Here is a 24,134-nt window from a genome sequence, read left to right on the forward strand (position 1 = left end):
CACACCCGGTCAAACAACTCCCGCCGCGTCGCCTTCGAATGCCGATAACCAGTTGGCACGACAACCTCCCAAATCACCGATGTTGTCGTAACCGTATGAATCTGCCCGCCGATTTTTCGCAGACGATTCACGTTCGCGGTGCGACTGGTCCTGATCCCCCGTTGAGTGGTGCGGCGGTTCACGTTGGCATGAGCCTCAGAACACCGACCAGCGGGCCAGTCGGGCGAATTCCTCGATGGCGGCGACGCCGCCGGCCGAGTTGCCTGCAGGGTCCAGGGGCGGGCTCCAGACGCAGATGACGCCGTGTCCGGGCATGACGGCCAACACACCACCACCGATGCCGCTCTTGGCGGGCAGGCCGATCCGGTAAGCGATGTCACCGGCCGCGCCGTACATGCCCGAGGTCAACAGGACCGCATTCACGCGACGGGTGCTGCTTTCGTCGAGGACATCGGCGGCTTCGCTGCGGTCGGCGAGGAAGAGGGCGGCTCTGGCCAGGGCTCGCACATCGGCCGTGATCGCGCACTGGGCGAAGTACTGGCGCAGAACCTCGTCGATGGGATTCTGCAGACGCCCATGCTCGGCGAGCACATGGGCGATCGCCGAGTTGCGGTGCCCCGTCAGATACTCGGACCGCGCTGTTCGCGCGTCGCTCTCGAAAACGGCGCTGTTGTCGGATGTTCGGAGCAGCTCGATGGTCGCCGCGGTCGCATCGCCCGCGTGGCTGATGAGCCGGTCGGTGACGACGAGTGCACCGGAGTTGACGAAGGGGTTTGCGGGCTTGCCGTGGCTGCGCTCCAATTCGGCGACGGAGCCGTAGTCGGCATTGGTCGGCCCCCAGCCGATGTCCTGCCAGGCGCCGGGGTCAAATCTGAGCAATGCGCAGAGGGCGAACAACTTTGACAGGCTCTGGATCGAGAACACCTCTGCACTGTCGCCCGTGTGCAGCAGCGTGCCGTCCACGCCTGCAACGGCCATCGCAAACTTGGTGGCGGGGACGTCGGCCAGGGCCGGAATCTGCGTGCTCACCAGTCCGTCGCGCGCTGCCTGCACGCCGCGCTCGACCGCGGCGTGCAGGTATTCGATGTTTGACGAGGTGCGAAGGGGTCGGTCTGTGCACGTGGCCACAGCGGTCCTCCTGTCGCGCTTGCGAAGTCACGTCTGAGGTCAAAGCTCAGGGGATTAGGCCTTTATGGCCCGATGGGTTAACAGCATGTCACGTTCGCGAGATTTGGTCTATAGGTCTTGTTTTTAGTTCTTTTAGATCGTACGCTCTCGTCACCTGTAACGAACGTCACGTTGCACCGGGTAGGTATCAGAAAGGAAGGCTTCGCCATGGCCGTTGAATCAGTACCCGAGGCGCCGCCGTCGGCCGGCTCAGACGGGAGCCGTGCAACCCTCAAGCGTGGAGCGATCGGCCTGGTCGGCGTGGTGTTCATGGTGGTGGCGTTCTCCGCGCCGATCACTGCGATGACCGGAAACCTGCCTGTCGCAGTGGGTTTCGGTAACGGTCTAGGCGCTCCCGGCGGGTTCGTCATCGCGACGGTGGTCCTCACCGTATTCAGTGTCGGGTTCATCGCGCTGGCCCGGCACATCACCGCCGCCGGCGCGTTCTACACATTCGTCTCGCGCGGGTGGTCGAAGATCCCGGGTCTGGCGGCCGGCGTGATGTCGATGTTCACCTACATGACGATGGAAGCCGGATTGATCGGTATCTTCTCGGCGTTCACCAATCAGGCATTCAGCCAGCAGCTCGGGATCAACCTGCCGTGGGAGGCCTACGCCGCGGTGTGTCTCGTGGTGATCGCGCTGCTGTCGCATTTCGACATCTCGGTCGCCGCCAAGGTGCTCGGCGTAGTGCTCGTATGCGAGATCGGCATGCTCAGCATCAGCGCCATCGCGTCGCTGATCCACCACCCGGACGGGATGAGTTTCACGTCGTTGAGCCCGGTGGCTGCGCTGTCCACCAACGGTGTTGCCGGTGGCGTCGTCGGGTTGGGCCTGCTGATGGCGTTCTGGTCCTGGGTCGGTTTCGAATCCACCGCGATCTACGGGGAGGAGTCCAAAGACCCCAAGAGAATCGTCCCGTTGGCCACCATGATCGCGGTGATCGGCATCGGCGCGTTCTACACCTTCATCTCCTGGGGCGTCATCGTCGGCAATGGCCCTGACAAGGCTGTGGAACTGGCCTCGGGCTCCGATCCGTTCCAGCTGCTGTACAGCCCGGCGCGGGAGTATCTCGGTGAGTGGGGCGTGACGGCCTTCGAATGGCTGGTGCTGGGCGGCTCGTTCGCGTGTGCGCTGGCCATCCACAACTCAGCGGCCCGCTATCTGTTTGCGTTCGGTCGCGACGGCCTGCTGTGGCGCCGTCTGGGCGGAGCGCATCATCGGCACGCCTCGCCGTGGGTGGCGTCCTTGACCCAGAGCGTGTTCGCGGCCGTGCTCCTGATCATCTGCGCGGTATCGGGCAGCGATCCCTACGCCGTGCTGTTCGTACTCGTTGCGATCCTGGCCACGCTGTGTCTGCTGATCGTGCAGACAATGTCATCGATCTCGACGATCGTCTACTTCCACGTCAAGAAGGAACATCCCGAGACCGCGCACTGGTGGCGCACACTGGTGGCGCCTGCGGTTGGCGGGCTTGGCATGGTGTACGTGATCTACCTGATGGCATCCAATATGACGGCTGCGGCCGGAAGTGCTTCGGGCACCTTGTTTTTCAAGTTGATCCCGTGGATCGTCGGCTTCCTGTTCCTCGGATCGATGGCCGTCGCCGCCGTGTGGCGGAAGACCAGCCCGCGCCGCTACGCCCGCATCGGCAGCACCGTGTTCGATGACCGACCCGACGAGTTGCTGGCGGCGGATCGGGCATGACCGACTGGTCGACGATGCGGGTACTGGTCACCGGCGGCAGCCGTGGCATCGGGCTTGGGATCGCCGAGGGATTCCTGCGCGCGGGGGCTGCGGTCGCGATCAGCGGCCGCAGCCCGGACGTGCTCGCAGCCGCCACGCAGCGGCTCGGTCCGCAGGTTCATGGCGTGCTGGCCGATGTCGCCGACCCGCAGGCCTGCGTCGCAATGGTTCAGCAGGCAGAGGATCGGTTGGGCGGCCTGGATGTGTTGTGCGCCAACGCCGGAATCTATCCTGAGCGCACACTGGACCAATTGGGTGCCGACGACGTTTCGGCCATCCTGGCTACCAACGTCGCCGGCACGATCTTCTCCGTGCAGGCCTGCCGGGCGGCGCTGAAGGTTTCGGGCCGCGGCCGCGTGGTGGTCACGTCGTCGATTACCGGACCGATCACCGGTTTTCCGGGCCTCAGCCACTACGGCGCGAGCAAGGCCGCGCAGCTGGGATTCGTTCGCAGTGCCGCACTCGAAATGGCCGCCGACGCCATCACCATCAATGCCGTGCTGCCCGGCAGTATTGCGACCGACGGGCTGGACGGACTCGGTGCGGACACCATAGCCCGCATGCAGGCGTGCATACCGCAGCGCCGACTCGGGTCGCCCGCGGATATCGCCGCGGCAGCAATGTTTTTCGCCAGTGAAGAGGCAGCATTCGTAACCGGTCAGACCTTGGTGGTCGACGGCGGACAGACGCTTCCCGAACTACCGGTGTCGCTGTAGCCCCCCTGTGCTCGAGCTCAGCGCTTGAGCCAGGACTCGATGGTGTGTCGGGTGTCGTTGATGTGGGCTTCCATCCGCTCGGCGGCCAATTCCGGTTCGCGATTCTCGATCGCTTCCAGGATGGATTCGTGAAAGTCGTTGGCATTGGGCTCGAGCCGGCCGAATATCGCGCCGACCGGTAGCCACATCCGCCGCCGGGCGTCAGCCACCGCGTCGAGCAGGCGCTCGTTCTGCGCGGCTTGCGCGATTCCCATGTGAAATGCGGTGTCGAGGGTCTGGAATTCGGTGGTGTGCTGGCCGGATTGATCGTTGAGCGCGGTGTCGAGAGCGGCGTCCATGCCGGTCAAGAGTTTGTGCAAGTCGGTCAGATCGGCGCTACGGCGACGTTCGGCGGCCAGTCGCGTCGCCCCGGTCTCGACGATGATTCGGTAGTCGAATGCGTCCCGGATGGCACGCTTGTTGGCCCGCAGCTCTCGGCGCATCTGCGCGGCGTCGTAGACCGGTGCCTGCACGGTGAACCCGCCGCCGCGCCCGCGTCGGACCGCGATGAGTCCTTCGCGCTCCAGCACTGCCACTGCGGCCCGCACCGTGGTGCGGGACACATCGAGCATCTCGGACAGTTCGCGTTCGGTCGGCATGCGGTCACCGGGGCGGAACTGGCCCAGTTCCAGGGCGCGTCGCATCTGATCGACGACCAATTCGTGCGCCGGAATCTGACGCACGGGACTCAGTGCGACTTTGCTCGACGGTGACACCATGGTTACCCCTTTTCGCTTGCTCGAAGGGTAACCCATCTGGTTGCCAAATCAGGTAAGGCCTGGACCTTTGGGCCAAATGCGATAAAAGAACTAAAAACTTGACCAATAGGTCTTTATGCGTGAGACTCGATGGCAGTAGGTGATGGGCATCGCGAACGAAAGGATCAAGCGGTGGGAGACAAGGTCATCGTGACGGGAGGGGCCGGCGTCATCGGTCAGGCGATCTGTCGCCGCCTGCTCCAGAGCAGCTACGTCCCTGTGGTGGCTGATGTGAAGTCGGCTGTCGATGCACTCGATCTCGCCGAGGCCGGGATGGTCGGCGCCCAAGCCGTGGCAATGGACGTCACCGATCCCGAGAGCATCGACTCGGCGCTGGCGTCGGTTGTTGCGGACGGTGAGACCGTGTACGGGTTGGTCAACTGCGCTGGGATCCTGCGGGATTCGTTCCTCGGCGAGCTTGACGAGGCCAAGCTGGAGGTGATGTTCCAGGTGAATATCGCCGGAATGGCGCGCGTCACCGACGCGGTTGCGCCGTTGTTGACCGTGGGCAGCGCGATCGTCAACATCGGGAGTCTGACGGGCCACTTCGGGCGGTTCCGCGGCGCATCGGTGTACGGGGCAACCAAGGCGGGGATCGCCGCCTACACGCGGTATGTTGCCGAAGAACTCGCCGAGCGTGGTATCCGGGTCAACAATGTGGCGCCCGGGGTTATCCGTGCACCGATGAGTCCGTCCATGGCGCGGGTATCCGGCGGCGAGGAAGTCAGCGCGAGTTACGCGATGCTCAAGCGCATCGGTGAGCCCGAAGAGGTGGCCGAGGCCGTCGAATTCTTGCTGTCGCCGCGTGCTTCCTTCATAACGGCGCAGACGCTGCTGGTCGACGGCGGGGTCGTCGCATGGTGAGTGCCGAGCAGCTCGAGACTGCGCTCGACGCGGTCGACGAGGCCAATGTCGCATCGTTTCGCCGGCTCGACGCAGCCGACCCATGGGTGGTCGACGTGCGACCGGCCCGCGAGGTGTTGCCCGGCTACCGCGACAACTTGGTGCTCACCTCCGGTGCTCCCATGACATGGGACGACTACACCGGTGGTCAGCGCGAGGCGCTGATCGGTGGCGCGCTGTTCGAAGGTTTGGCGCCAGACCGCGACGAGGCGATTGCTCGTTTCGCCTCCGGCGAGATCGAGGTGGGCGCCTGCCACGACTACGCCGCTGTCGGCTCATTGGCCGGCATCTACACCGCGTCCATGCCGGTGTTCGTCGTCGAGAACCGCGCCCACGGCAATCGCGGATACTGCAACTTCTACGAGGGCAAGGAGCACCGGCGGCTCAATTACGGCTGCTATGACGCCGGCGTTCATGAACGCCTGCTCCACGTCGACAACGTGCTGGCACCTGTGGTCGGGGAGGCGATCCGTCGCCGCGGCGGTATCGCACTCAAACCGTTGATCGCCAGGGCCCTGCGGATGGGTGACGAGGTGCACAGCCGTAACGCCGCTGCATCGATCCTGTTCAACCGCGAAATTCTGCCCTCGATCTTGGACATGGTCGACGACCACGTGCCCGGGGTGCGCGAAACCATGATGCATCTGGCCGAGAACGACTACTTCTTCCTGAGGTTGTCCATGGCGGCCGCAAAGGCTTCGGCAGACGCGATGGTGGTTCCAGGCTCGACCCTTGTCTCCGCTATGGCGTTCTCCTGCCGTGGTTTTGCGATCAGGTTGGCGGGTCTCGGCGATATGTGGTTCGAAGGGCCGCCGCCGATTCACGAGGGCAAGCTGTTCGCCGGGCATACCGAGGACGAGATCACGTGGATGGGTGGCGAGTCGCCCATCACCGAAACCATCGGCCTGGGCGGGTTCGCGCAGTCATGTGCCTTGTCGCTGCAGGAGTATCAAGGTGGCTCGCCAGACGCGATGATCGAGCGCAACCGACAGATGTACGCGATCACCCACGGCGAGAACAGCGCATACCGCATTCCGCTGTTCGGCTTCCGTGGGACACCGACGGGCATCGACGCTCGCAAGGTCCTGGAAACCGGCGTACTGCCGGTGATGGATGTCGGGCTCGCCGGCCGCGACGGCGGCCAGATCGGCGCCGGCGTGATTCGTGCGCCACGAGAGTGTTTCGCCGCTGCCATGGCAGAGCACGAGCGTCGGTACGGTTCGGCATGACGAGTGCGACCGCGGACGTGAGGAGCAATGAGGCTGCTGCTCGGATGTTTACGCTGACGTTCCGGGGCGGCGACGCCGTGGTGACCGGAGCTGCGTCGGGAATCGGGGCGGCGGTCTCCCGAGCCCTGATGGGCGCGGGGGTGCGTACGGTACGACTGGACGTGCGCACACCCGATCCGGAACCGGGATATCCGGATGAGCTGCAGATAGCCCTCGGCGCGGACGTGCGTGACGAGGCACTGGCGCAGCGGCTCGCTGCGGTAGGTGTGGAAGATGTCTCGTACCTGGTGAACTGCGCTGGCGTCATCGACAACACCGGTTTCGCGGGCGTGGACCGGCAGGCCTGGATGCGCTGCCTGGAGATCAATCTCATCGGCGCGTACAACCTCATCGATGCCCTCGGTCCGGCCCTGCGCCGTGCTCCCACGGCCGCCGTCGTCAACATCACCTCCATCGAGGCCTACCGAGTCATCGCGCTGTCGGACCCTGACCCCACTCCGCAGTACGCGGCGTCGAAAGCGGGACTGCAGATGCTCACCCAGACCGCAGCGCGGGCCATGGCCCCCGACGGCGTGCGCGTCAACAGCGTCTCACCAGGGTTCACTGCGACGCCGATGGCCGCCGCGCACGGTGACACATCCATGCTCCCACCCGCGTTGGCTGCGCGAGTGCCTGGCGGACGCTTCGCCCAGCCCGAGGACATCGCGTCGGCAGTGCTGTTCCTGCTCAGCGATCAGGCCGCCTACATCACCGGCACCGACGTACGCGTCGACGGGGGGTTCGCGCTGACATGACCACCGACGAAGGCACCGTCGTCGCCTACGAGCCCTCGCTGGGGAGGTTGGCCCGCACCGGATCCTGGGAGCAGCTCGCCAAGGGCACGTATCGCGCAGCCACCGAGCAGTTGGCCGCCGGCAACGGCGCCGCGGCAGCACAACTCGTCGAAGTGGCAGTCTTGGAGGCCGATGAACTGCGCGACATCTACGAGCGCTGGCCGGCGGCCACGACCGAGTGGATTCTCGGTCACGGCGTGCCCGCCGAGAACGTCACGGCCGCGGTAGCTGCTCTGACGACGTTGATCGGCGAGCCCGCCATGGAAGGCATCGAAGCGCAGTGGCCGCAGTTCACCGCTGCCGTCGCCACGGCCGCCACAACATGCCGTCGGGGGACGCCGGACGCAGCCGACGCGATCGAACACGCCCGTGTGGTGTGGCAAGGCATCCACGATCGCGCCGTCGACCGGGTCGCCGGTCTCGTCGACATCGCGACCCGTCTGGTCGGCGAGGACAGCCTGGGCGGGCTGTGGGATTTCCTGATGGACGACTGGTACGAGGTGCACGCCCGCCGATACGCGCTGACCAACCAGCCGTGGTCGGATTCAGCGCATCAGCTGATGGTCGCCATCGTCGACGGCTTCCACGCCCACCTCACCGGCACCGGCCGGACAGGTGACATCGAGATCATCGATGAACCCACGCGGATGGGATTCCGTTTCGCCCCATGCGGATCCGGTGGTCGGTCTCTCGACCCGCGCATCACCGACGGTGCGCCCCGCTCCGGTGAACCGTTCGGATTCGCGGTCACCACCGAACCACACGACTGGGCCTGGAACACCGTCGGCATCTGCTCCTACTGCGTGCACTGCTGCCAGCTCAACGAGGTCATGCCGATCGACCGGCTGGGGTACCCGACACGGGTGATCGACGCCCCGACGTGGGACCCGCACGCACCGGTTACCTCCTGCACCTGGTGGGTGTATCGCGACCCCGCCGACGTGCCCGATTACGTTTACCGGCGCGTCGGCCGTGATCCCGGGCGCCGGCCCGCCCGAAATGTAGGAGCAGGCCATGACTGAGCGCGTAGCAATGACCCAGGTCGAAGTGCCCGACTACGATCTCGGAATCCGGGGAAAGTTGGTGCGTACCAACAAGACCCGGGACACGGTCAGTGTCGCGATGTGCACGATTCTGTACGGGCTCTCGGTGGCCGACGAGGTCGCCGACACTCCCTTCAGCAACGCGGCCAACGGTTATCCCGACGCCAGGCTGGTCCCCGATGAGTCGACTCGGATCGATCTGAGCTGGCGAGACGGCGTCGACGCAGTGATCGCCGATCTGGCGGGCGCCGACGGTCACCCGGTGGAGATGTCGCCGCGCAACGTGTTGCAGAGCCTGCTGCGCCGCTATGCCGAACTCGACCTGCAACCTGTGCTCGGCTTCGAATACGAACTGTGGTTGTTCAGCGGAGAACGCCGACCGTTCGGCGCTACCGAGAATGCCTACAGTCTTACCAGATCCGCCGAAACCTCGTCATTGGCAACCGAGTTCATCAATCGGATGGAGTCGGTCGGGATCACCGTGGAGATGTTCCATTCGGAACTCGGACCCGGCTTCTTCGAGTTCACCCTCGCGCCGGCGCCGGCTTTGGAAGCCGCTGACAGCGCCGTGCGCGCCCGGCAGTATCTGCGTGACCTGTGCGCCGAGCGGGGTCTGCACGCGAGTTTCATGGCAAAGCCGTTCGCCGACAAGTCGGGTGCGGGCGGACACGTCCATTCCAGCTTGATGCGGGACGGCGCCAATGTGTTCTCCGATGGGGCTCGCGGACTATCGCGCGAGGGCAAGAGCTACCTGGCCGGTCTGCTGACCGGGATGTCTGACACCACAGCGCTGCTCAATCCATACGTGAATTCGTACAAACGGATCGACCCGGAGATGTTCACTCCGGCGGTGGCCGCCTGGGGTCATGATGACCGCGGACAGGCCTGCCGGGTGATCCTCAACGACACCGCTTCTGCGCGAGTCGAGCATCGTCGCCCCGGCGCTGACGCCAGCCCGTATCTGGTGGCCGATGCGGTGTTGGCTGCCGGTCTGCACGGATTGACAGACAGGCTCGCATTGCCGGCGGCGGGCGAGCAGGTGGCTGCCCTTCCGGCCGATTTACGCAGTGCGGCAGCATTGTTCGAAGATTCCGCCTGGCTGGTCGAACTGCTCGGGAAACCGTTCTGTGGATCCTTCGCGGCCACTCGGCGCGCCGAGGCCGACCGCTATGAGCAGTGGCTGCGGCAGAACATCACCACCTGGGAACTCACGCGTCACCTGGAGCATCAATGAACATGTCACCCCTTACGCTCGCGCAATTCGACCGGCTGGCAGAATCGGGCGAGATCAACACCGTTGTCTGTGCCACGCCGGATCCTTACGGGCGACTTGTCGGGAAACGGCTCACGGTCCCGGCGTTCCGATCGCTCGGCCTGTCCGGCGACGGCATCAACGCCAGCAGTTTCATCTTCGCCGTCGACCTGGAGATGAACCCGTTGGACCTACCGGTGTCCAACGCCGCGAACGGCTGGGCCGACATCCGGCTGGTCCCCGACCTCGCCACGTTACGTCGGGTACCGTGGGAATCCCATGTCGCACTGGTGATCTGCGATGCCTACGAGGCGAACTCCGACACCCTGCTGGAGGTGGCGCCGCGCACGATTCTGCGCCGCCAGGTGGAACGCGCTCGTGAGTACGGCCTGCGCTTCAAGTTCGCCTCCGAGCTGGAGTTCTTCCTCGCCGCCACACCGCCGCGGGAAGCCTGGGAACTGGGCTACCAGAATCTGAAGATGTTGTCGGACTACCGGTCTGACTACCAGATGGTGCAGGCCGGCCGCGATGACTGGTTCATCGAGCAGATTCGCAACCAGATGCCCCAGTTCGGGGTACCGGTCGAGTCATCCAAACCGGAGTGGGGGCTGGGCCAGCAGGAGGTCACCCTTGACTACTGCGACACCCTCGAAATGGCAGACCGGCACGTGCTGTTCAAGTACGGAGTGAAGCAGCTCGCCCATGCCGCCGACCTCACAGTGACCTTCATGGCCAAACCCAAGATCGACGAGGTCGGGTCTTCGTGTCACCTGCATGTGAGCATGTGGTCTACCGAGCAGGACAGCAGCCTGTGCTGGTCGCAGCAGCCCGGTGGGGGCATGTCGGAGCGGTTCGGGTCCTTCGTCGCCGGCCAGTTGGCGCACGCTGCCGACATGACGCTGATGTTTGCCCCGACCATCAACTCGTACAAGCGATTCCAGCCCGATCAGTTCGCCGGCACCGCGATCGCGCTGGGGGACGACAACCGCTCATGTGCGTTCCGGCTGGTCGGCCACGGACCGTCCTATCGGGTCGAGAACCGGATACCCGGCGGCGACGTGAACCCCTACTACGCGTACTCGGCGACCATCGCGGCCGGGCTCGACGGCATCGAGCGCCAGCTTCCGGTCCCGGACATCTTCCACGGCAATGCCTGGACCGCAGAGCACATCTCGCTCGTGCCGACCTCCATGCATGAAGCGTTGCGCTTGTTCGCCGAGTGCAAGATGGCCCGCACCGCATACGGCGACGACGTCTTCGACCATCTGATGACCTCAGCGCAAGCCGAACTCGTCGCCTTTGATTCGCACACGGTCACCGACTGGGAGAGTCGCCGCTACTACGAACGCGTCTAGGCATATACAACCCGAACCGGCACCACCACGAGGAGCAACATGCCCATCGATCCGATCGCCCAGAAGATGCTGGACGACGCCAAAAAATCCGGCCGCCCCAACGCCCACCTGCTGCCGGTTCCGACGGCGCGGGAGAATTTCGAGAACACCTTTGCCGCCCTGGCCAAGCCGCCCGTCCACCGCGTCGTCGACGTCGCGATTCCCACCCGAGACGGGCAGACCATTCCGGGCCGGCTGTACCTGCCTGCCGAAGACAGTTCAGATCTGCCACTCACGTTGTACTACCACGGCGGTGGCTGGTTGCTCGGCAGTATCGACTCCCACGACGTCGCGACTCGGCTGCTGGCCAACGCCTCGGGCAGCGCCGTGCTGTCGGTCGGCTACCGGCGTGGTCCCGAAGCCAGGTTCCCGACCGCGGTCAACGACGCCGTCGACGCGCTGAACTGGGCGAGCGATCTCGCAGCGGGCCTGGGCGTCGACCACCGCCGCGTGGCCGTCGCTGGCGACAGTGCGGGCGGCAACCTGGCCGGCGCTGTGGCGCTGCACGCCCGTGACACCGGAACACCGCTGTGCCATCAACTGCTGATCTATCCAGTGACCACCACTGACCTCACCATAGGCATGGACCCCGAATACGACGGTGTCATGCTCGAACGCGACGAATTGCAGTGGCATCAGGACAATTACCTGCCGGGGCCTGACGCCATGAGCGACCCTCGGGTCAATATCCTGGGTGCCGACCTCACCGGATTGCCTGCTGCGACAGTCATTCTCGCCGAATGTGATCCGATCCGACCACAGGGTGAGCGCTACGCTGCGGCCCTCGACGCCGCGGGCGTGCCGACCATGGTTCATGTCACTGCGGGCATGGTTCACGGATTCTTCGGTCTGGACGAGGTCTTTCCCACGGCGACCGAGGCGATGATGTTTGCCGGTGCGCAGCTCGCACAAGCGTTGGCCGGTGTACACCGGTGACCAGGACTGCTCTGGTCACCGGCGCCGGTGGCGGAATCGGGCTGGCGACGGCCATCCGGCTTGCCGCCGAGGGCATCGATGTCCTCGCCACCGACGTCAAATCGCGCCCCGCGGAACTGCCCGCGTCCGTGCGGTTCGAGAGCTTCGACCTGATCGGCGCGGATCCGACGACACTGCTCGACGCTGTGGGGTCGCCGGCGCTGGACTACCTGGTCAACGCGGCCGGACTCGCATTGTTCGACCGCGACGGGTCGGTGCTCGAGACCGACGAGTCGGTGTGGGACGTCACCCTGGGAGTGAACCTCCACGGGCTTCGACATCTCACCGTCGCGGCGATCCCCTTGCTGCGTAACGGAACCGGACGCAGCATCGTCAATGTGGCGAGCACCGCCGGGATCCGAGGGATGGACTCACCACTGGACGCCTACCAGGTCAGTAAGGCCGCCGTGGTGTCCCTGACCCAAAGCCTGGCCCTGCAGCTGGGGCCTGAACGGATCCGGGTCAACACCGTCTGCCCGGGCGCGATCCTGACGCCGATGATCGAACCGCTGTACGAGGAGAACCCGGCGCGGCGCGCCAACATGGAAGAACGCACACCGTTGCGGCGTCTGGGTCTGCCGGTAGACATCGCCAACGCCATCCATTTCCTGCTCTCCGACCAGGCGTCGTTCATTACTGCCACCGACCTCGTGGTCGACGGCGGCTGGACCGCCCAGATCAAATAATCCACGGTGGCTGAGCCACTTTCAGCATGTTGACAATTCCATTTAAGGTCTAAATACTGGGCCTATAGCTATTTCGGCGCTGGCCCGCCGGTTCGTACATCTCGAAGGAGCATCCCGATGAACGCACACGCACACTCGACGCCCCGGGTGGCGATCATCGGTGCTGGGTTCAGTGGTATCGCGGCGGCCGTCGCTCTGCGGCGTAAGGGAATCGAAGACTTCGTCATCTTCGAGCAGGCCCCCGCCCTGGGCGGAACCTGGTGGCACAACCGCTATCCCGGTGCCGAGGTCGATCTCGAATCCCACATCTACTCGTTCTCGTTCGAACGCCACGATTGGACCCGCACCCACGCGGACTGGCGGGAGTTGTTGAGTTACCTCGAGGGTGTGGCTGACAAGTGGGACCTGCCACGGCGCATCTTGTTCAACGAGTCGGTTCAGGATGTGGTGTGGTCCGACCATGACCACACCTACACCGTGCGGACGTCATCCGGGGTGGATCACGGCGTGTTCACGGCTGTGATCAGCGCGGTCGGCTTCCTCAACATTCCCGTTGTGCCACCGTTTGCCCGGGGCGACAACGAGTTCCAGGGCGCGATGTGCCATACATCGCGGTGGATCGACAGCCTGGACATGACCGGCAAGTCGGTGGCCGTCGTCGGCACCGGGTCCTCGGCGGTCCAGATCGTCAGCGAGGCTGTGAAAGTGGCCTCCGAGGTCAAGATCTTCCAGTTGGAGCCGAACTGGCTGCTGCCCAAGGACAGCCGCGACTTCACCCCGCGCGAACGCCGACTCAACCGCAACCCTCTTGTGTATGGGTGGCGGCGTTACCGGCTGTACGCGGACTACGATCTGCGACAGATCCGGTCCAGTCATGCCCGCAGCACCGGCCGGCACAACCGTCAGCGCCACGCCAAGTCGCTGGCCTTCTTGCGTCGTGAGCTGGCGGCACGGCCAGACCTGATGGAATTGGCCACACCGCAATTTGCGTTCGAAGCCCGGCGTACCGTCCTCAGCGACACGTACTACGCTGCGCTGCGCAACCCCAAGGTGACCCTGGTACCGCACGGCGTCAAGGGCCTCACCCGGACCGGCGCGGTGGATGCCAACGGCGACGAGCATGAGCTCGACATCATCGTCATGGCAACAGGTTTCGATGCGGCAAACTATCTCGGCAACTATCAGGTACACGGCATGGGTGGCAGAGAACTGCACGAAGGATGGCAGGGTGAGCCGGAGGCGTTCCTGGGCATGATGGTTCCGGGCTTCCCGAACTTCTTCATCATGTACGGCCCCAATACCAACTCGGTGCCTCTGGTGTCGTTCTACGAGGCCCAGGCCGCCTTCGCTGCCGGATTGATCGCCAGAGCGGCGAAGACCGGCAAGACGGTCATCGACGTTCGCCGCTCGGTGTTCGTCATCTACAACGACTGGCTTCAGTCCCAACTGGCCAAAACGGTGTGGGCCACGACCACGAGTTACTTCCGGGCTGGGACGGGAAAGATCGTGTCACAGTGGCCGTTAGGAGCGACGCCCTATATCTTGGCCACCAAGATGCTGCGCCGGATTGCCGTCCGGTTGTCATGAAACCCCTCGGACTGCTCTCGGAAGGCTTGTGATGGGAAAACCAGTCATCGCGGTCACGCTCAGCAGTCGAGAGCTGTCCGACATGGTGTATTGGCGCCGCATGTTCGACGGGTTGCAGGAATGCGGTGCGATTGCCTTCGCGGTGGACTGCGGCACCGCACCGCTGAACATCGCGGCATTGCTTGAGCATGTCGACGGGCTACTGATCAGCGGTGGCGTCGACGTCGACCCGACCCGATACGGAGCGGATCCACACGATCCGAAGTTGGGAGCGATCAACACCATTCGCGACGCCAACGAGATTGCCGCGGTCGAGTATGCCGGGGGTTCCGCCGTTCCCACGCTTGCCATCTGTCGCGGTGCGCAACTGGTCAACGTCGCGCGAGGCGGCACGTTGTATGTCGATCTGCCGCGCGACCGGCCGTCGGACGTGTGGCATCGGCGGTCTGAGGAGGAGCTCACGACCACGGCCCACAACGTCGATGTCGCAGCGGGCAGCCGCCTGTCCGAGTGGTTGGGGGAAGCCGGGCGACTCGCCGTCAACAGCCAGCATCACCAAGGCATCCGCACATTGGCGCCGGGTTTGGTTGCCACGGCGTTCGCCGATGACGGGCTCATTGAAGCGTATGAGGCGACAGAGCAGCCTCTTTCGGCCGTTCAGTGGCACCCGGAGATCGACTGGCCGGACAGCAAGGCGTCACGACGGTTGCTGGAAGGATTTGTCGGCTCTTGCCGGAGCCTCACACCCGTTGCGGTGCAGCAGCGTTGAGTGCCTGATCGAGGAAATCGGCCGGCACCTCGGGCCACGCCGGATTCCAGTGGCCCGCTTGTTGATCCGAACGCAGCGCCGCCAGGGTGGCGACCACGTGCGGGCCACCGTCGACGAGGTAGCGCAGCATCCGCAGCTGCGCGCACTGGGCTGCCACCGTCACAACCATGGCCTTGGCGTCAGCTGTCCGCCCGTCGGCGGCCAGACACGCACCCAGCAGACGCCGGGCCCGCAGCATCGCCTGCGGTCGGTTCAGCGGAGCCAGTTTGTCCACCCATTCGCGGGCCCAGCGGCACGCGAGTTCGCGCTGTGCCGGATCGGCGCCGGCGATGAGTGTCCGTATTGCGGAAGCCTCTTCGAACTGCACGGCGATCTCGTCCATCGCGTCGACAGGTTGCCGGCGGGCGTCATAGGACGTCACGGGCATGGGACCGAATTCCGGATGCGGCGGTAGACCGAGCCTGATGCGTTCATGCTCGGCCAGCGCGCGGAGCCGATTCAGGGACAGCGCACGTGCGACGCGGGTGGCCTCGTCGAGCCGTTGAGCGGCTGCCAACCGGTCACCTTGCAGTGCTTTGATCCGGGCGTTGATCACGTACCGGGAGATCTTGAAGTCGACGGAACCGCCCTCTGGCCCGAGCTTGTAGCTCTCGTCCAACAGGCGCGTCGCCTCATCGAGATCGCCTCGCTCGTATACCAATTCGCCGAGCAATGAGCTGGCCAGCCGGGCGGTGTAGGAATGGATGCCGCCCGACCGCTTGGCAATTCGCAGCGCTTTGCGGAAGAAGGCTTCGGCCGCATTGTTGTCGAGCATCAGGTGATGCGCCATCCCGGTGAAACACAAACCGTTGACGATGGTGAACGCATCGCCGCTGCGCGCGTAGTACGGCGCCGCCCAGTCCTGGATCCGATTGACCTCGTCGAGGTCGTAGCGGTACGCGGCCGCGAAGGTCGCGACGTTGGCGGCCGACGCGACGCTGAACGGGCGCAGGCGATCCCGGCGTCGAATCGCCGCCGCGATGTGGTCGTCGATACCGGTGAGCCGGTCGGCGCGCAGATCCACCACACCGCGCACCACACCGGCGTCGGCTTGTACGTCGGCGATCTCCTCGGCGGTCAGCCCGGAGTCTTGCAGCGTCGTATCCACCAGTGCCAGGGCCTGTTCGGCGGTCGGGATCCGGTGTAGCACGATGTTGGCCCACGCCAGGGCGAGCTGCAGGCGTGGGTGTGATTGCACGGCGGCGGCGGGAAGCTTGCCGGCCAGTCCGATCAGCGTGGCCATCTGGGAGTTGGCGACGAACGAGAGGCCGTCCTGCTCGACGAGGGTGACGGCGCGTTGCTCGTCGCCGGCGGCCAGCGCGTGGTCGACCGCCTCGCTGATCAACAGGTGCTCGGCGAACCATTCCGAGGCCGCCCGGTGCAGCCGCACCACCCGCTGCGGATCGCGACTGAGCCGGTGCTGCAGAAAGTCCAGGAACAGTTGGTGGTAGCGGAACCACTGATCGTCGATCCGGCGGAGGAACAGGTCGCGTTCCTCGATCTGCTCGAGTATCGCGAGCCCGTCGGGCACACCGGTCAAAGCGGATGCCAGGTCCCCGCAGATGCGTTCGGTGATCGAGGTGGCCAGCAGGAAGTCGAGGATGGACGGTTCCAGGGTGTCGAGCACGTTCTCGGCGAGGAATTCACTGATCATGTGGTGCCGGCCGGTCATCGTGCCGATGAGCTCGACGGGGTCGTCGCGGTCACGCAGCGACAGGGAGGCCAGCTGCAGGGCCGCCACCCAACCGTCGGTCTTGGCGGTGAGCTCCTCGACATCGGTCGGGTCGAGGTCGAGGCCGCCGAGCTCCACCAGCAGATTCTCCGACTCGGAAACGTCGAAACGTAGTGCGGTGGCGTCGATTTCGACGAGTTCGTCCTGCATCCTCATTCGGCTCATCGGCACGCCGCTCTGGCTGCGGCTGGTGATCACGATGGTCATGCCGGAGGCGACGTTGTCCAGCAGGTAACGCAGCGCCCCGATGGTCGCGGGATCGGTGACCCGCTGCCAGTCGTCGATGACCAGCGTCATGCGGGTGCCGCTTTCGTGGATCTCGTTGATCAGAGACGTCAGCACGTAGCGTTCGGCCTCGTCGCCATGTTCCTCGAGCACCTCGCCGAGATCGGCCGCCAGCGCGGGCGTCACCGCGCGGATGGCCTCGATGAGGTGGGACAGGAACCAGACCACGTTGTTGTCGTCATGGTCGACGGTCAGCCATGCGACCGTGGCCCCTTCGGATTTCAGCAGCCGCGCCCATTGGGCCGCCAGCGTGCTCTTGCCGAAGCCGGTCGGCCCGTGGATCACCGTCAGCTTCTTGTCTCGCTGGGTGCGCAGTACCTCGATCAAGCGGGCCCGTTCGACGAGCGTCTTCGTCGACATCGGCAATCGGAACCGGGTGGCCGGGGCGGGTGGCGTCAGCGTGCGGACCCGCTGGCCGCTGAACGGCGTGCGCGGAGACGCCGACGGCTCGAACCGATTCTCCGGCGCCGGGACCGGGATGGCCATGTCATCGACGGGAAGACCATGGCGGCGCTGCAGGTCGCGCAGCTGCTCCCCGAACGCCGCTGCACTGGCCGGACGGTCCTTGGTGTTGCGCGACATCGCCCGTTCGATGATCGTGCACATGTCGGCGGGCAGCTCAGAATCCCGCAGGTTCGGCATCGGTTGCTTGGTGATCCTCAGGAACTGGGCCACCAGCTGCTCGCCGTCACGACGCTCGAACACCGCGTGGCCGGTCGCTGCGCTGAACAGGGTGGACGCGAGGCTGTAGATGTCCGAGGTGACGTCCGGTGGCTGTCCGAGCAGAACTTCGGGCGCCGTGTAGGCGGGTGAGCCGGTGACGGCACCGTCGGCGGTCTCGAATCCGCCGATGATGCGGGCGATGCCGAAATCGGTCAGCTGCGGGTCGCCGTACTCGGTGAGCAGGATGTTCGCCGGTTTCACGTCACGGTGCAGGGTGTTGCGGCGGTGTGCGGTTTCCAGAGCGCCGGCCATCTTCACCCCGATGCGCAGCGCCTCCTGCCAGCCGATCGGTCCGGTGTCGTTGATCTTGGCGTTGAGTGAACCGTGCGGGTGGTACTGCATGACGATGTAGGGCCGGCCGCTCGCGGTGCTGCCGACCTGGAAGATGTTGACGATGTTCGGGTGGCCGGACAGCTTGCCCATCGCGATCTGCTCGCGCATGAACCGTTCGAGATTGTCCGGCTCCAGATCGGTGGTCAGGACTTTCACGGCGACGGTGCGCCCCAAGGCGCGCTGGGTGCAGCGGTACACCATGCCGAACCCGCCGCGGCCGATCTCCTCGGGATCCTCGTAACCGGCCGCCGACAGCTCCGCCGGGATCCCGGCGGGCAGATCCCGCTGCGTCGGCAGCGGGTCATTGCGGCCCATCGTTCGCCTCGAAACTCCCATGGCGTCGTGGCAGCAGCTCAGCCGCCTCAGGAGAGAATATCTCCGGCTTTGCCGACGGGCGCGGACTCGGAGAGATCGGTTACGCCGGCTGACGGGTCAGGTGCTCGGGGCCGCTGACATAGACGATGGCGGGGTGGCCGGGCGAGGTCGCAGCGTCGGCGACGGCGGCGGCGAAGTCGACCGCTGAGTCGGCGAGCACCTCGCCGGACACCACGGTGAAGTTGATTCCGTGTCGGTCGAATTCCTTGCGCATGGCGTACAGGGTGGTCTCGCCGGCGCGCTTGCCTGCGGCGATGGATGCGTACCCCTTCGGCACCGCCTTGTAGGGATAGAAATGCGCCTGGTGGCTGGTGACGAAGACGATCCGGCCGCCGACGGGGATCAGGGGCAGGGCCAGCCGCGCGAGACGGCGCTGGGCGTCGCGGTTGAGGTGCATGGCCGGTCCGGGTTCGGTGCAGTATTGCCGTCCACCCGATGCGTTGAGCACCAGCATGTCGAGCCGGCCGAAGCGGGTTGCGATGTCGTCGATCATCGCGGCGACTGCCGTTTCGTCGGAGATGTCGGCCGCGGAGGTCGAGGCGTGCCCTCCCGCGCAGCGAATGGCATCCGCGACGTAATCGGCACGTTCGGTGTTCGAGCGGTAACCGACGACCACGTGGATGTCAGGATCCGCGAGCTGGAGAGCGATTTCTGCGCCGATGCCTCGCGATGCACCGGTCACCAGAGCGACCCGTTGGCTGTGCATATTCGGTTCCTTTCCCTGGTAGCGGTGACAAGGCACAAATGCGCGCCGCCGCCATGACAACCGGATACGTCAACGCTACACCGACATTAAGAAAAATAAGAGACTCGTAAGGTCACGGTAAGGTTGAGATGCGGGTCACATTCGGTTCTGCCGTAGCCAGTCGAGCACCTGCTGACCGTGGGTGTTCGGCGGGAAGATCGGGTAGAACACGTGCTCGATCACGCCATCGGTGACCACCAAGGTCAGTCGCGAGTAGAGCCGCGGATGTCCCGATGCGGCGAAGGTCGGCAGGCTCAAGGTGTCCGCGAGGGAGAACTCCGGGTCCGACAACATGTGGAACGGCAGGTGCAGACGCTCGACCACCTCGGCCTGATACTCCGGCGACTGGCTCGACATGCCGTAGATCCCGACGGCACCCGCTGCGCGGAGCTCATCGTGATGGTCTCGGAAACTGCACGCTTCGGTCGAGCATCCGCGGGCACCGGGTATCGAGTCCCACCCCTCGGGAATGTCGACACCCGGGCGGCCGGTGAGCGGATACAGGTAGATGATCGTGCGTCCGTGGGGCAGGGCGGACAGGTCGACCCTGCCTCCGTCGCTGGTCTGCACCGTCAACGACGGCATGGGCTGTCCCGGCAGGTGTGCGGCGCGGCCGTCGTCACTCGGTACCGGCAGATCGTCGGGCAGCGTGGTGAAGTCGACAGGCATGGTGGCGATCTCCGATTCGGGTTGGTGGTGGTGTGGCCGCGTGGCTCCCTGGTGCAACTTCTCGGCCAGCACGGCCCGACGTCGCGTCAAAGTAGCTATGGCATAGTCGATTTCGGCGATGCTGTCGCGATACGCCGCGAGTGAGGCGGGGCATTCGTCGCTGTGGAGGTGCCCGGCGTCGAGGCATTCGATGAACGGACCGGCCTTGGCAGGCGGGATACCGAGCTGCGCGAGCTCGCGGATCTCGGCCACCGCGCGCAGGTCGGTGTCGTCGTATTCGCGGTATCCATTGGGTTGGCGCAGTGGGGTCAGCAGACCCAGCTGCTCGTAATAGCGCACGGCTTTCACCGAGACGTTGGCTCGGCGGGCGAGCTCACCGATTTTCATCGTCACCTCCTCAAACCGACGGTAAACCCTGCCCCCGGGGGCAGGGTCAAGCCCGATGTCGTCAATGGCGCCGAACGCTCGCGGTCCGGGGCTTCGCGCCGACGCCCGCCGTCAGCTGACAGCAAATTCACATGTCCGCGTGACGGTTTCGATACGCCGCCGATCGGCCCCGTTGATGGCGGCACGAACGCAGTCGCCGTACGGTGCAAGAATGCAGATTCCGAGCAGCCGTGGCCTGCCTCGGCAACCAGGCTGCGTCAGCCGTCGGGACGTTCTCCGGTACGCGGCTGCCGGGCCGCTCATGCTTGGTCTCCCGACGGTCACCGCGGCGCTCACGGCACCCGTCGCGACCGCCTCGAACATCGCCGGAAGCATCGTGTTCCTCGATCCGGGCCACAACGGCGCCAACGACGGTTCGATCAACCGGCAGGTCCCGACGGGCCGCGGTGGCACCAAGGAATGCCAGACCACCGGGACGACAACCGATAACGGTTATCCCGAGCACACGTTCAATTGGGATGTGGTGCTGCGCATTCGGGCTGAACTCTCACAACTCGGTGTCCGTACGGCGCTCTCGCGCGGCAACGACGATGCGCTCGGGCCCTGTGTGGATCAGCGGGCGGCCATGGCAAATGCCCTGCGTCCCAACGCGATCGTGAGCATTCACGCGGACGGCGGACCACCCGATGGCCACGGTTTCCACGTCAACTACTCGTCGCCGCCGCTCAACGCGGCACAGTCCGGGCCGGCCCTGCAGCTCGCGCGGGCGATGCGCGACCAGCTCGTCGCGGCCGGGTTCACCCCGTCGAACTATCTCGGATCCGATGGCCTCTACGGGCGTTCGGATCTGGCCGGGCTCAACCTCGCCCAGTACCCTTCTGTGCTCGTCGAGATGGGGAATATGAAGAACCGCGACGACGCGGCCCTGCTCGAAAGTGAACAAGGCAGGGCCAGGTGCGCCGCGGCTGTTGCATCAGGGCTGAACGCGTATCTGTCGCAGTGAGTTTGAGAACGTTCAGCCGACTGCGCCGCGGGTGATGTGGGTCAGCAGATCGCGCGCCGCGCCGGCCGGCGGCATGCGACCACCCACCCAGATCGCCCGCAGATCGCGGCGCAGGTCCAGCCCTGCGACCGCGACCTCGCGCACCCGTCCGACCGTGAGATCGTCGGCGACGGCCAGCCGGCTCATGACGGCGGGACCGGCACCGGCGGCCACCGCGGCGCGGACGGCCGCCGATGAGGACACCTCGAGGATGGGCGCTGGTTGATCCACCGCCGCGCCGAGTGCGGCTTGTAGCGCCGCGGCCAGCGCATCACGGGTGCCCGAGCCTGATTCGCGCGTGACCAACGGGGTGCGGGCCAACTCGTCGGCGGACAACGGGCTGCGTCGGCGGGTCCACTTGTGGTCTGGCGGCACGATCACCACCAACTCGTCGTGGCCGACGATCCGGCTGCGCACATTGCTTGGCACATGCGGGGTTTCGACGAAGCCGAGATCGGCGGTGCCGTCACGCACCGCTGAGATGGCGTGGTCACTGTTGGTGGCGGTCAGGATGAATTCGGGTGGTAGGACACCACGCCGGGCGGCGTCGGCCTGCAGCGCCACCAGCCAGCGCGGCATCAGGTGTTCGGCGACGGTCAGGCTGGCGGCCACCGTGATGCGCCTGCGCTTCTCCGAACGCAACGTTGCCAGCCCGGCGTCGAAATGCTGTGCCGAGTCGAGCAGCCGTGCGGCCCACTCGGCCACTACTGCACCGGATGGCGTCAGCGTCGAACCGCGCGGTGTGCGCGACACCAGCACCACACCCGTCTGGGCCTCGAGCGAGGAGATCCGGGACGACACCGCCTGCTGGGTGAGGCCGCACGCCCGGCCTGCGGCGCCGAGACTGCCGGTGGTCGCGACTGCCAGGAAGATCTCCAGTGCCGACAGCTCGGGCATGCGGGCGCTGAGCTGGTTGGTCATCGGCTCCTCGACGGCCACAGCGCCATGCGGTCGAGCAACCCGTCGCGCAGCACGAGCGTGTGAAACAGCACGGCGCACAGATGCGCGGTGAACGTCGTGAACAGCAGGGCCGCCAACGCGACGTGTGCAATGTGCAAGCCCGCGAACAGGTTCAGGTTGTGGGGTGCGATGGCGGGCAGACGCCACGAGCCGACGACGACGGGAGTACCCGACGCCGAGACCATGGCCCAGCCGACCAGGGGCTGCAGGAGCAGCAGGGCGTACAGCAACCGCTCCGACCATGTGGCGACGCGGCGTTCGATGCGGCTCATGGTGGCCAGGAACGGTGGCGGGTGATGCCGCAGCCGGTTGACCAGCCGGACCACGGCAAACACCAGGATGACGATGCCCAGCGGGCGATGGATCGCCAGCAGCAGCGGGTAATAGGCCAACGACGCGACCATCGTGACCCCGAGGAGCAACTGGGCGATCACCATCGCGGCCATCGACCAGTGCAACAACCGCGAGACCACGGTGAAGCGGGCCGGGGCGAGCTGGTCAGTGCTCATCGCGGTGCTCCACCGTCGCGACATTGACGGCGCTGGGCTGTTTGGGTTCTGCCGCCCGCCGAGCGAACGACCGCGCATACACCGCTGATCGTGCAGGCAGTAGCGGATCGTCGGAAGGCGCGATACCCCGCGGCAGCACAAGGGGATCGAAGTTGATGTCGCGCGCATTGCCCGGCGCTTCGGTCTGGACGGCTTCGATGGTCAGCGTGCCCGCGTCGATGGTGCGCCGGTCCGCCGGCCAGGGTTTGGTCGCGTCGTTGGTGGGGTCTTCGGGCCGGCCGATCACGATCTTCAACGTCCAGGCCTGCGGCCCACGTTCCATTGCTTCGATCAACGCGTCGAAAAGGTAGTTCGGGTCTGATGTCGCGGCCTCGCTGACCGGTTGGGCGGCCTGCTGCCGCGGCACCAGCATCCATCGCACCGGTACGGTGACGCCTTGGCGGTTGGTCATCAGGAACGCGTTGAGCCCCCAGAAGGTGCTGTCGGCGAATCCGGATGTGGGTGGCTGCTGTGCGATGATACGTTGGGCGGCAACGGTTTCCGGATGTCTGGCGAGAAAGGCTGACATGGCGGCAGGATCCGGTTTGCCGGTCTGCGGTTGCGGTTTGGCGGCCAGGATGCGCTCGTAGAAACCCTGCGGGGTGCTGTCGACGAACACGGGGGTGTTGATCATCGGGCTGTGCCACTGCTCACCGTTGGGCAACTGGTACTGGACCGCCAGACCCCGGACGGTCGCGGGTTTGTCGGGTTGATCCGGTAGACCACCCGACAGCGAGAAGCGCGCGACGACGGGGATGGTGCCCTTGGCGAACACCGGGGCGTGGCAGATCTCGGCGGCTGCGCCACTGGCGGCGAATGTGCCGGTCGCGGCCAGACCTTTCGCGTGGTTGCGCCGGAAGCCGTCGTGGCGGCCCGCGATCTGCTCGAACCGGTCGGCGAACTGCGATGGGGTGAGGGTGTCGGGGCGCAGCCAGCCGCCGGCGTAGGCGAACCCCCCGACGTCGATCGCGGCCACACCGGCCACGGCGGCCATGCCGAGCATGACGGCGCGCCGGTTGATCGGAGGTGGGTCCGGCTCGCGCGAAGAATCGTCGGGAGCCGCGGGTTCCATGGTGTTCCCCCCTCGGTGAATCCGGCACTGTCACCGATCCTGCACCTGTCGCAGCGCTGTGTCGACACCTGCTGGCCGGGAACTGCGCTACCGGCTAGCTGCAATGCCCTGACACAAGGCAGTCTTG

At 65.6% G+C, this 24,134-nt stretch carries 22 protein-coding genes; 13 read left to right on the forward strand and 9 right to left on the reverse strand.

Annotated elements, in window-relative coordinates; genetic code table 11:
• Together RMCB_RS36350 and glsA are read right to left on the reverse strand one after the other, a co-directional pair.
• Positions 1–182: hypothetical protein (locus tag RMCB_RS36350; RefSeq protein WP_206779459.1), on the reverse strand; the 182-nt coding region annotated here is incomplete at its 3' end.
• A 13-nt stretch (positions 183–195) separates the two neighbouring features.
• Positions 196–1,128 carry a glutaminase A gene (glsA, locus tag RMCB_RS16525; protein WP_234792142.1) on the reverse strand — a complete coding sequence of 311 codons (933 nt, stop codon included), beginning with the start codon at positions 1,126–1,128 and terminating at the stop codon, positions 196–198.
• 207 nt (positions 1,129–1,335) lie between these two features.
• On the opposite strand from glsA, the gene RMCB_RS16530 reads away from it, so the two are divergent.
• Together RMCB_RS16530 and fabG are read left to right on the forward strand one after the other, a co-directional pair.
• Positions 1,336–2,874 (forward strand): APC family permease, encoded by a 1,539-nt coding sequence (locus tag RMCB_RS16530; protein ID WP_063979628.1) that lies wholly within the window; start codon positions 1,336–1,338, stop codon positions 2,872–2,874.
• On the forward strand, positions 2,871–3,629 hold the full coding sequence (gene fabG / locus RMCB_RS16535) for a 3-oxoacyl-ACP reductase FabG (RefSeq protein ID WP_062829638.1): 759 nt from the start codon (positions 2,871–2,873) through the stop codon (positions 3,627–3,629). Before RMCB_RS16530 ends, fabG begins: the two co-directional genes overlap by 4 nt.
• Before the next feature lie 17 nt (positions 3,630–3,646).
• Here the strand turns inward: fabG and RMCB_RS16540 are convergent, their stop codons facing one another.
• Positions 3,647–4,387, reverse strand: a complete 741-nt coding sequence (locus RMCB_RS16540) for a FadR/GntR family transcriptional regulator (RefSeq protein WP_062829639.1) — start codon at positions 4,385–4,387, stop codon at positions 3,647–3,649.
• A 171-nt stretch (positions 4,388–4,558) separates the two neighbouring features.
• On the opposite strand from RMCB_RS16540, the gene RMCB_RS16545 reads away from it, so the two are divergent.
• The 10 genes from RMCB_RS16545 to RMCB_RS16590 all read left to right on the forward strand — a co-directional run bounded on the left by RMCB_RS16545 (position 4,559) and on the right by RMCB_RS16590 (position 15,097).
• Entirely contained in the window at positions 4,559–5,290 is a 732-nt protein-coding gene (locus RMCB_RS16545) for an SDR family NAD(P)-dependent oxidoreductase (RefSeq protein WP_201028305.1), read from the forward strand.
• Positions 5,284–6,558, forward strand: a complete 1,275-nt coding sequence (locus RMCB_RS16550) for a YlbE family protein (protein ID WP_062829641.1) — start codon at positions 5,284–5,286, stop codon at positions 6,556–6,558. The genes RMCB_RS16545 and RMCB_RS16550 overlap by 7 nt, the downstream gene beginning before the upstream one ends.
• A gap of 44 nt (positions 6,559–6,602) precedes the next feature.
• Entirely contained in the window at positions 6,603–7,352 is a 750-nt protein-coding gene (locus RMCB_RS16555; RefSeq protein ID WP_109784316.1) for an SDR family NAD(P)-dependent oxidoreductase, read from the forward strand.
• Complete coding sequence (locus RMCB_RS16560; protein WP_062829643.1) at positions 7,349–8,413, forward strand: hypothetical protein; 1,065 nt, start codon at positions 7,349–7,351, stop codon at positions 8,411–8,413. The genes RMCB_RS16555 and RMCB_RS16560 overlap by 4 nt, the downstream gene beginning before the upstream one ends.
• Positions 8,406–9,668, forward strand: a complete 1,263-nt coding sequence (locus RMCB_RS16565) for a glutamine synthetase family protein (RefSeq protein ID WP_062829644.1) — start codon at positions 8,406–8,408, stop codon at positions 9,666–9,668. The genes RMCB_RS16560 and RMCB_RS16565 overlap by 8 nt, the downstream gene beginning before the upstream one ends.
• A 2-nt stretch (positions 9,669–9,670) precedes the next feature.
• Positions 9,671–11,041: a glutamine synthetase family protein gene (locus tag RMCB_RS16570; RefSeq protein WP_234792143.1), complete on the forward strand. Its 1,371-nt coding sequence runs from the start codon at positions 9,671–9,673 to the stop codon at positions 11,039–11,041.
• Positions 11,042–11,080: 39 nt separating this feature from the next.
• On the forward strand, positions 11,081–12,016 hold the full coding sequence (locus tag RMCB_RS16575; RefSeq protein WP_062829646.1) for an alpha/beta hydrolase: 936 nt from the start codon (positions 11,081–11,083) through the stop codon (positions 12,014–12,016).
• A complete protein-coding gene (locus RMCB_RS16580) occupies positions 12,013–12,741 on the forward strand; it encodes an SDR family NAD(P)-dependent oxidoreductase (protein ID WP_062829647.1) in 729 nt (242 codons plus the stop codon). Before RMCB_RS16575 ends, RMCB_RS16580 begins: the two co-directional genes overlap by 4 nt.
• A gap of 117 nt (positions 12,742–12,858) precedes the next feature.
• Positions 12,859–14,328: a flavin-containing monooxygenase gene (locus RMCB_RS16585; RefSeq protein WP_062829648.1), complete on the forward strand. Its 1,470-nt coding sequence runs from the start codon at positions 12,859–12,861 to the stop codon at positions 14,326–14,328.
• 31 nt (positions 14,329–14,359) lie between these two features.
• Positions 14,360–15,097: a gamma-glutamyl-gamma-aminobutyrate hydrolase family protein gene (locus RMCB_RS16590; protein WP_063979634.1), complete on the forward strand. Its 738-nt coding sequence runs from the start codon at positions 14,360–14,362 to the stop codon at positions 15,095–15,097.
• Here the strand turns inward: RMCB_RS16590 and RMCB_RS16595 are convergent.
• The 3 genes from RMCB_RS16595 to RMCB_RS16605 form a co-directional block, all read right to left on the reverse strand.
• Positions 15,069–18,524 (reverse strand): serine/threonine-protein kinase, encoded by a 3,456-nt coding sequence (locus RMCB_RS16595; RefSeq protein ID WP_062829650.1) that lies wholly within the window; start codon positions 18,522–18,524, stop codon positions 15,069–15,071. The two genes, RMCB_RS16590 and RMCB_RS16595, sit on opposite strands and share 29 nt — an antisense overlap.
• Before the next feature lie 100 nt (positions 18,525–18,624).
• Positions 18,625–19,290 (reverse strand): SDR family oxidoreductase, encoded by a 666-nt coding sequence (locus RMCB_RS16600; protein ID WP_062829651.1) that lies wholly within the window; start codon positions 19,288–19,290, stop codon positions 18,625–18,627.
• 135 nt (positions 19,291–19,425) lie between these two features.
• Positions 19,426–20,385, reverse strand: a complete 960-nt coding sequence (locus RMCB_RS16605) for a MerR family transcriptional regulator (protein WP_062829652.1) — start codon at positions 20,383–20,385, stop codon at positions 19,426–19,428.
• A gap of 301 nt (positions 20,386–20,686) precedes the next feature.
• On the opposite strand from RMCB_RS16605, the gene RMCB_RS16610 reads away from it, so the two are divergent.
• The gene (locus tag RMCB_RS16610; RefSeq protein ID WP_062829653.1) at positions 20,687–21,388 is read left to right on the forward strand and encodes an Rv3717 family N-acetylmuramoyl-L-alanine amidase; all 702 of its coding nucleotides are present in this window, start codon (positions 20,687–20,689) and stop codon (positions 21,386–21,388) included.
• A gap of 12 nt (positions 21,389–21,400) precedes the next feature.
• Here the strand turns inward: RMCB_RS16610 and RMCB_RS16615 are convergent, their stop codons facing one another.
• From RMCB_RS16615 to RMCB_RS16625, 3 genes are read right to left on the reverse strand one after another with little or no spacing between them, the layout of a single operon-like run.
• Positions 21,401–22,348, reverse strand: a complete 948-nt coding sequence (locus RMCB_RS16615) for a LysR family transcriptional regulator (RefSeq protein WP_201028307.1) — start codon at positions 22,346–22,348, stop codon at positions 21,401–21,403.
• Positions 22,345–22,896: a cytochrome b gene (locus RMCB_RS16620; protein WP_062829654.1), complete on the reverse strand. Its 552-nt coding sequence runs from the start codon at positions 22,894–22,896 to the stop codon at positions 22,345–22,347. Before RMCB_RS16620 ends, RMCB_RS16615 begins: the two co-directional genes overlap by 4 nt.
• Complete coding sequence (locus tag RMCB_RS16625) at positions 22,886–24,007, reverse strand: catalase family peroxidase (RefSeq protein ID WP_234792145.1); 1,122 nt, start codon at positions 24,005–24,007, stop codon at positions 22,886–22,888. The genes RMCB_RS16620 and RMCB_RS16625 overlap by 11 nt, the downstream gene beginning before the upstream one ends.
• Positions 24,008–24,134 lie beyond the last annotated feature (127 nt).

The sequence above is a fragment of the Mycolicibacterium brisbanense genome (genome assembly GCF_001570425.1).
Lineage (GTDB): Bacteria > Actinomycetota > Actinomycetes > Mycobacteriales > Mycobacteriaceae > Mycobacterium > Mycobacterium brisbanense.

Excerpts from the sequence above, each read along its gene's own strand:
- RMCB_RS16530 (WP_063979628.1), top strand. The coding sequence starts at position 1,336 with ATGGCCGTTGAATCAGTACCCGAGGCGCCGCCGTCGGCCGGCTCAGAC.
- fabG (WP_062829638.1), top strand. The coding sequence starts at position 2,871 with ATGACCGACTGGTCGACGATGCGGGTACTGGTCACCGGCGGCAGCCGT.
- RMCB_RS16540 (WP_062829639.1), bottom strand. The coding sequence starts at position 4,387 with ATGGTGTCACCGTCGAGCAAAGTCGCACTGAGTCCCGTGCGTCAGATT.
- RMCB_RS16550 (WP_062829641.1), top strand. The coding sequence starts at position 5,284 with ATGGTGAGTGCCGAGCAGCTCGAGACTGCGCTCGACGCGGTCGACGAG.
- RMCB_RS16555 (WP_109784316.1), top strand. The coding sequence starts at position 6,603 with ATGTTTACGCTGACGTTCCGGGGCGGCGACGCCGTGGTGACCGGAGCT.
- RMCB_RS16560 (WP_062829643.1), top strand. The coding sequence starts at position 7,349 with ATGACCACCGACGAAGGCACCGTCGTCGCCTACGAGCCCTCGCTGGGG.
- RMCB_RS16565 (WP_062829644.1), top strand. The coding sequence starts at position 8,406 with ATGACTGAGCGCGTAGCAATGACCCAGGTCGAAGTGCCCGACTACGAT.
- RMCB_RS16570 (WP_234792143.1), top strand. The coding sequence starts at position 9,671 with ATGTCACCCCTTACGCTCGCGCAATTCGACCGGCTGGCAGAATCGGGC.
- RMCB_RS16575 (WP_062829646.1), top strand. The coding sequence starts at position 11,081 with ATGCCCATCGATCCGATCGCCCAGAAGATGCTGGACGACGCCAAAAAA.
- RMCB_RS16585 (WP_062829648.1), top strand. The coding sequence starts at position 12,859 with ATGAACGCACACGCACACTCGACGCCCCGGGTGGCGATCATCGGTGCT.
- RMCB_RS16590 (WP_063979634.1), top strand. The coding sequence starts at position 14,360 with ATGGGAAAACCAGTCATCGCGGTCACGCTCAGCAGTCGAGAGCTGTCC.
- RMCB_RS16595 (WP_062829650.1), bottom strand. The coding sequence starts at position 18,524 with ATGGGCCGCAATGACCCGCTGCCGACGCAGCGGGATCTGCCCGCCGGG.
- RMCB_RS16600 (WP_062829651.1), bottom strand. The coding sequence starts at position 19,290 with ATGCACAGCCAACGGGTCGCTCTGGTGACCGGTGCATCGCGAGGCATC.
- RMCB_RS16605 (WP_062829652.1), bottom strand. The coding sequence starts at position 20,385 with ATGAAAATCGGTGAGCTCGCCCGCCGAGCCAACGTCTCGGTGAAAGCC.
- RMCB_RS16610 (WP_062829653.1), top strand. The coding sequence starts at position 20,687 with ATGCTTGGTCTCCCGACGGTCACCGCGGCGCTCACGGCACCCGTCGCG.
- RMCB_RS16615 (WP_201028307.1), bottom strand. The coding sequence starts at position 22,348 with ATGACCAACCAGCTCAGCGCCCGCATGCCCGAGCTGTCGGCACTGGAG.
- RMCB_RS16620 (WP_062829654.1), bottom strand. The coding sequence starts at position 22,896 with ATGAGCACTGACCAGCTCGCCCCGGCCCGCTTCACCGTGGTCTCGCGG.
- RMCB_RS16625 (WP_234792145.1), bottom strand. The coding sequence starts at position 24,007 with ATGGAACCCGCGGCTCCCGACGATTCTTCGCGCGAGCCGGACCCACCT.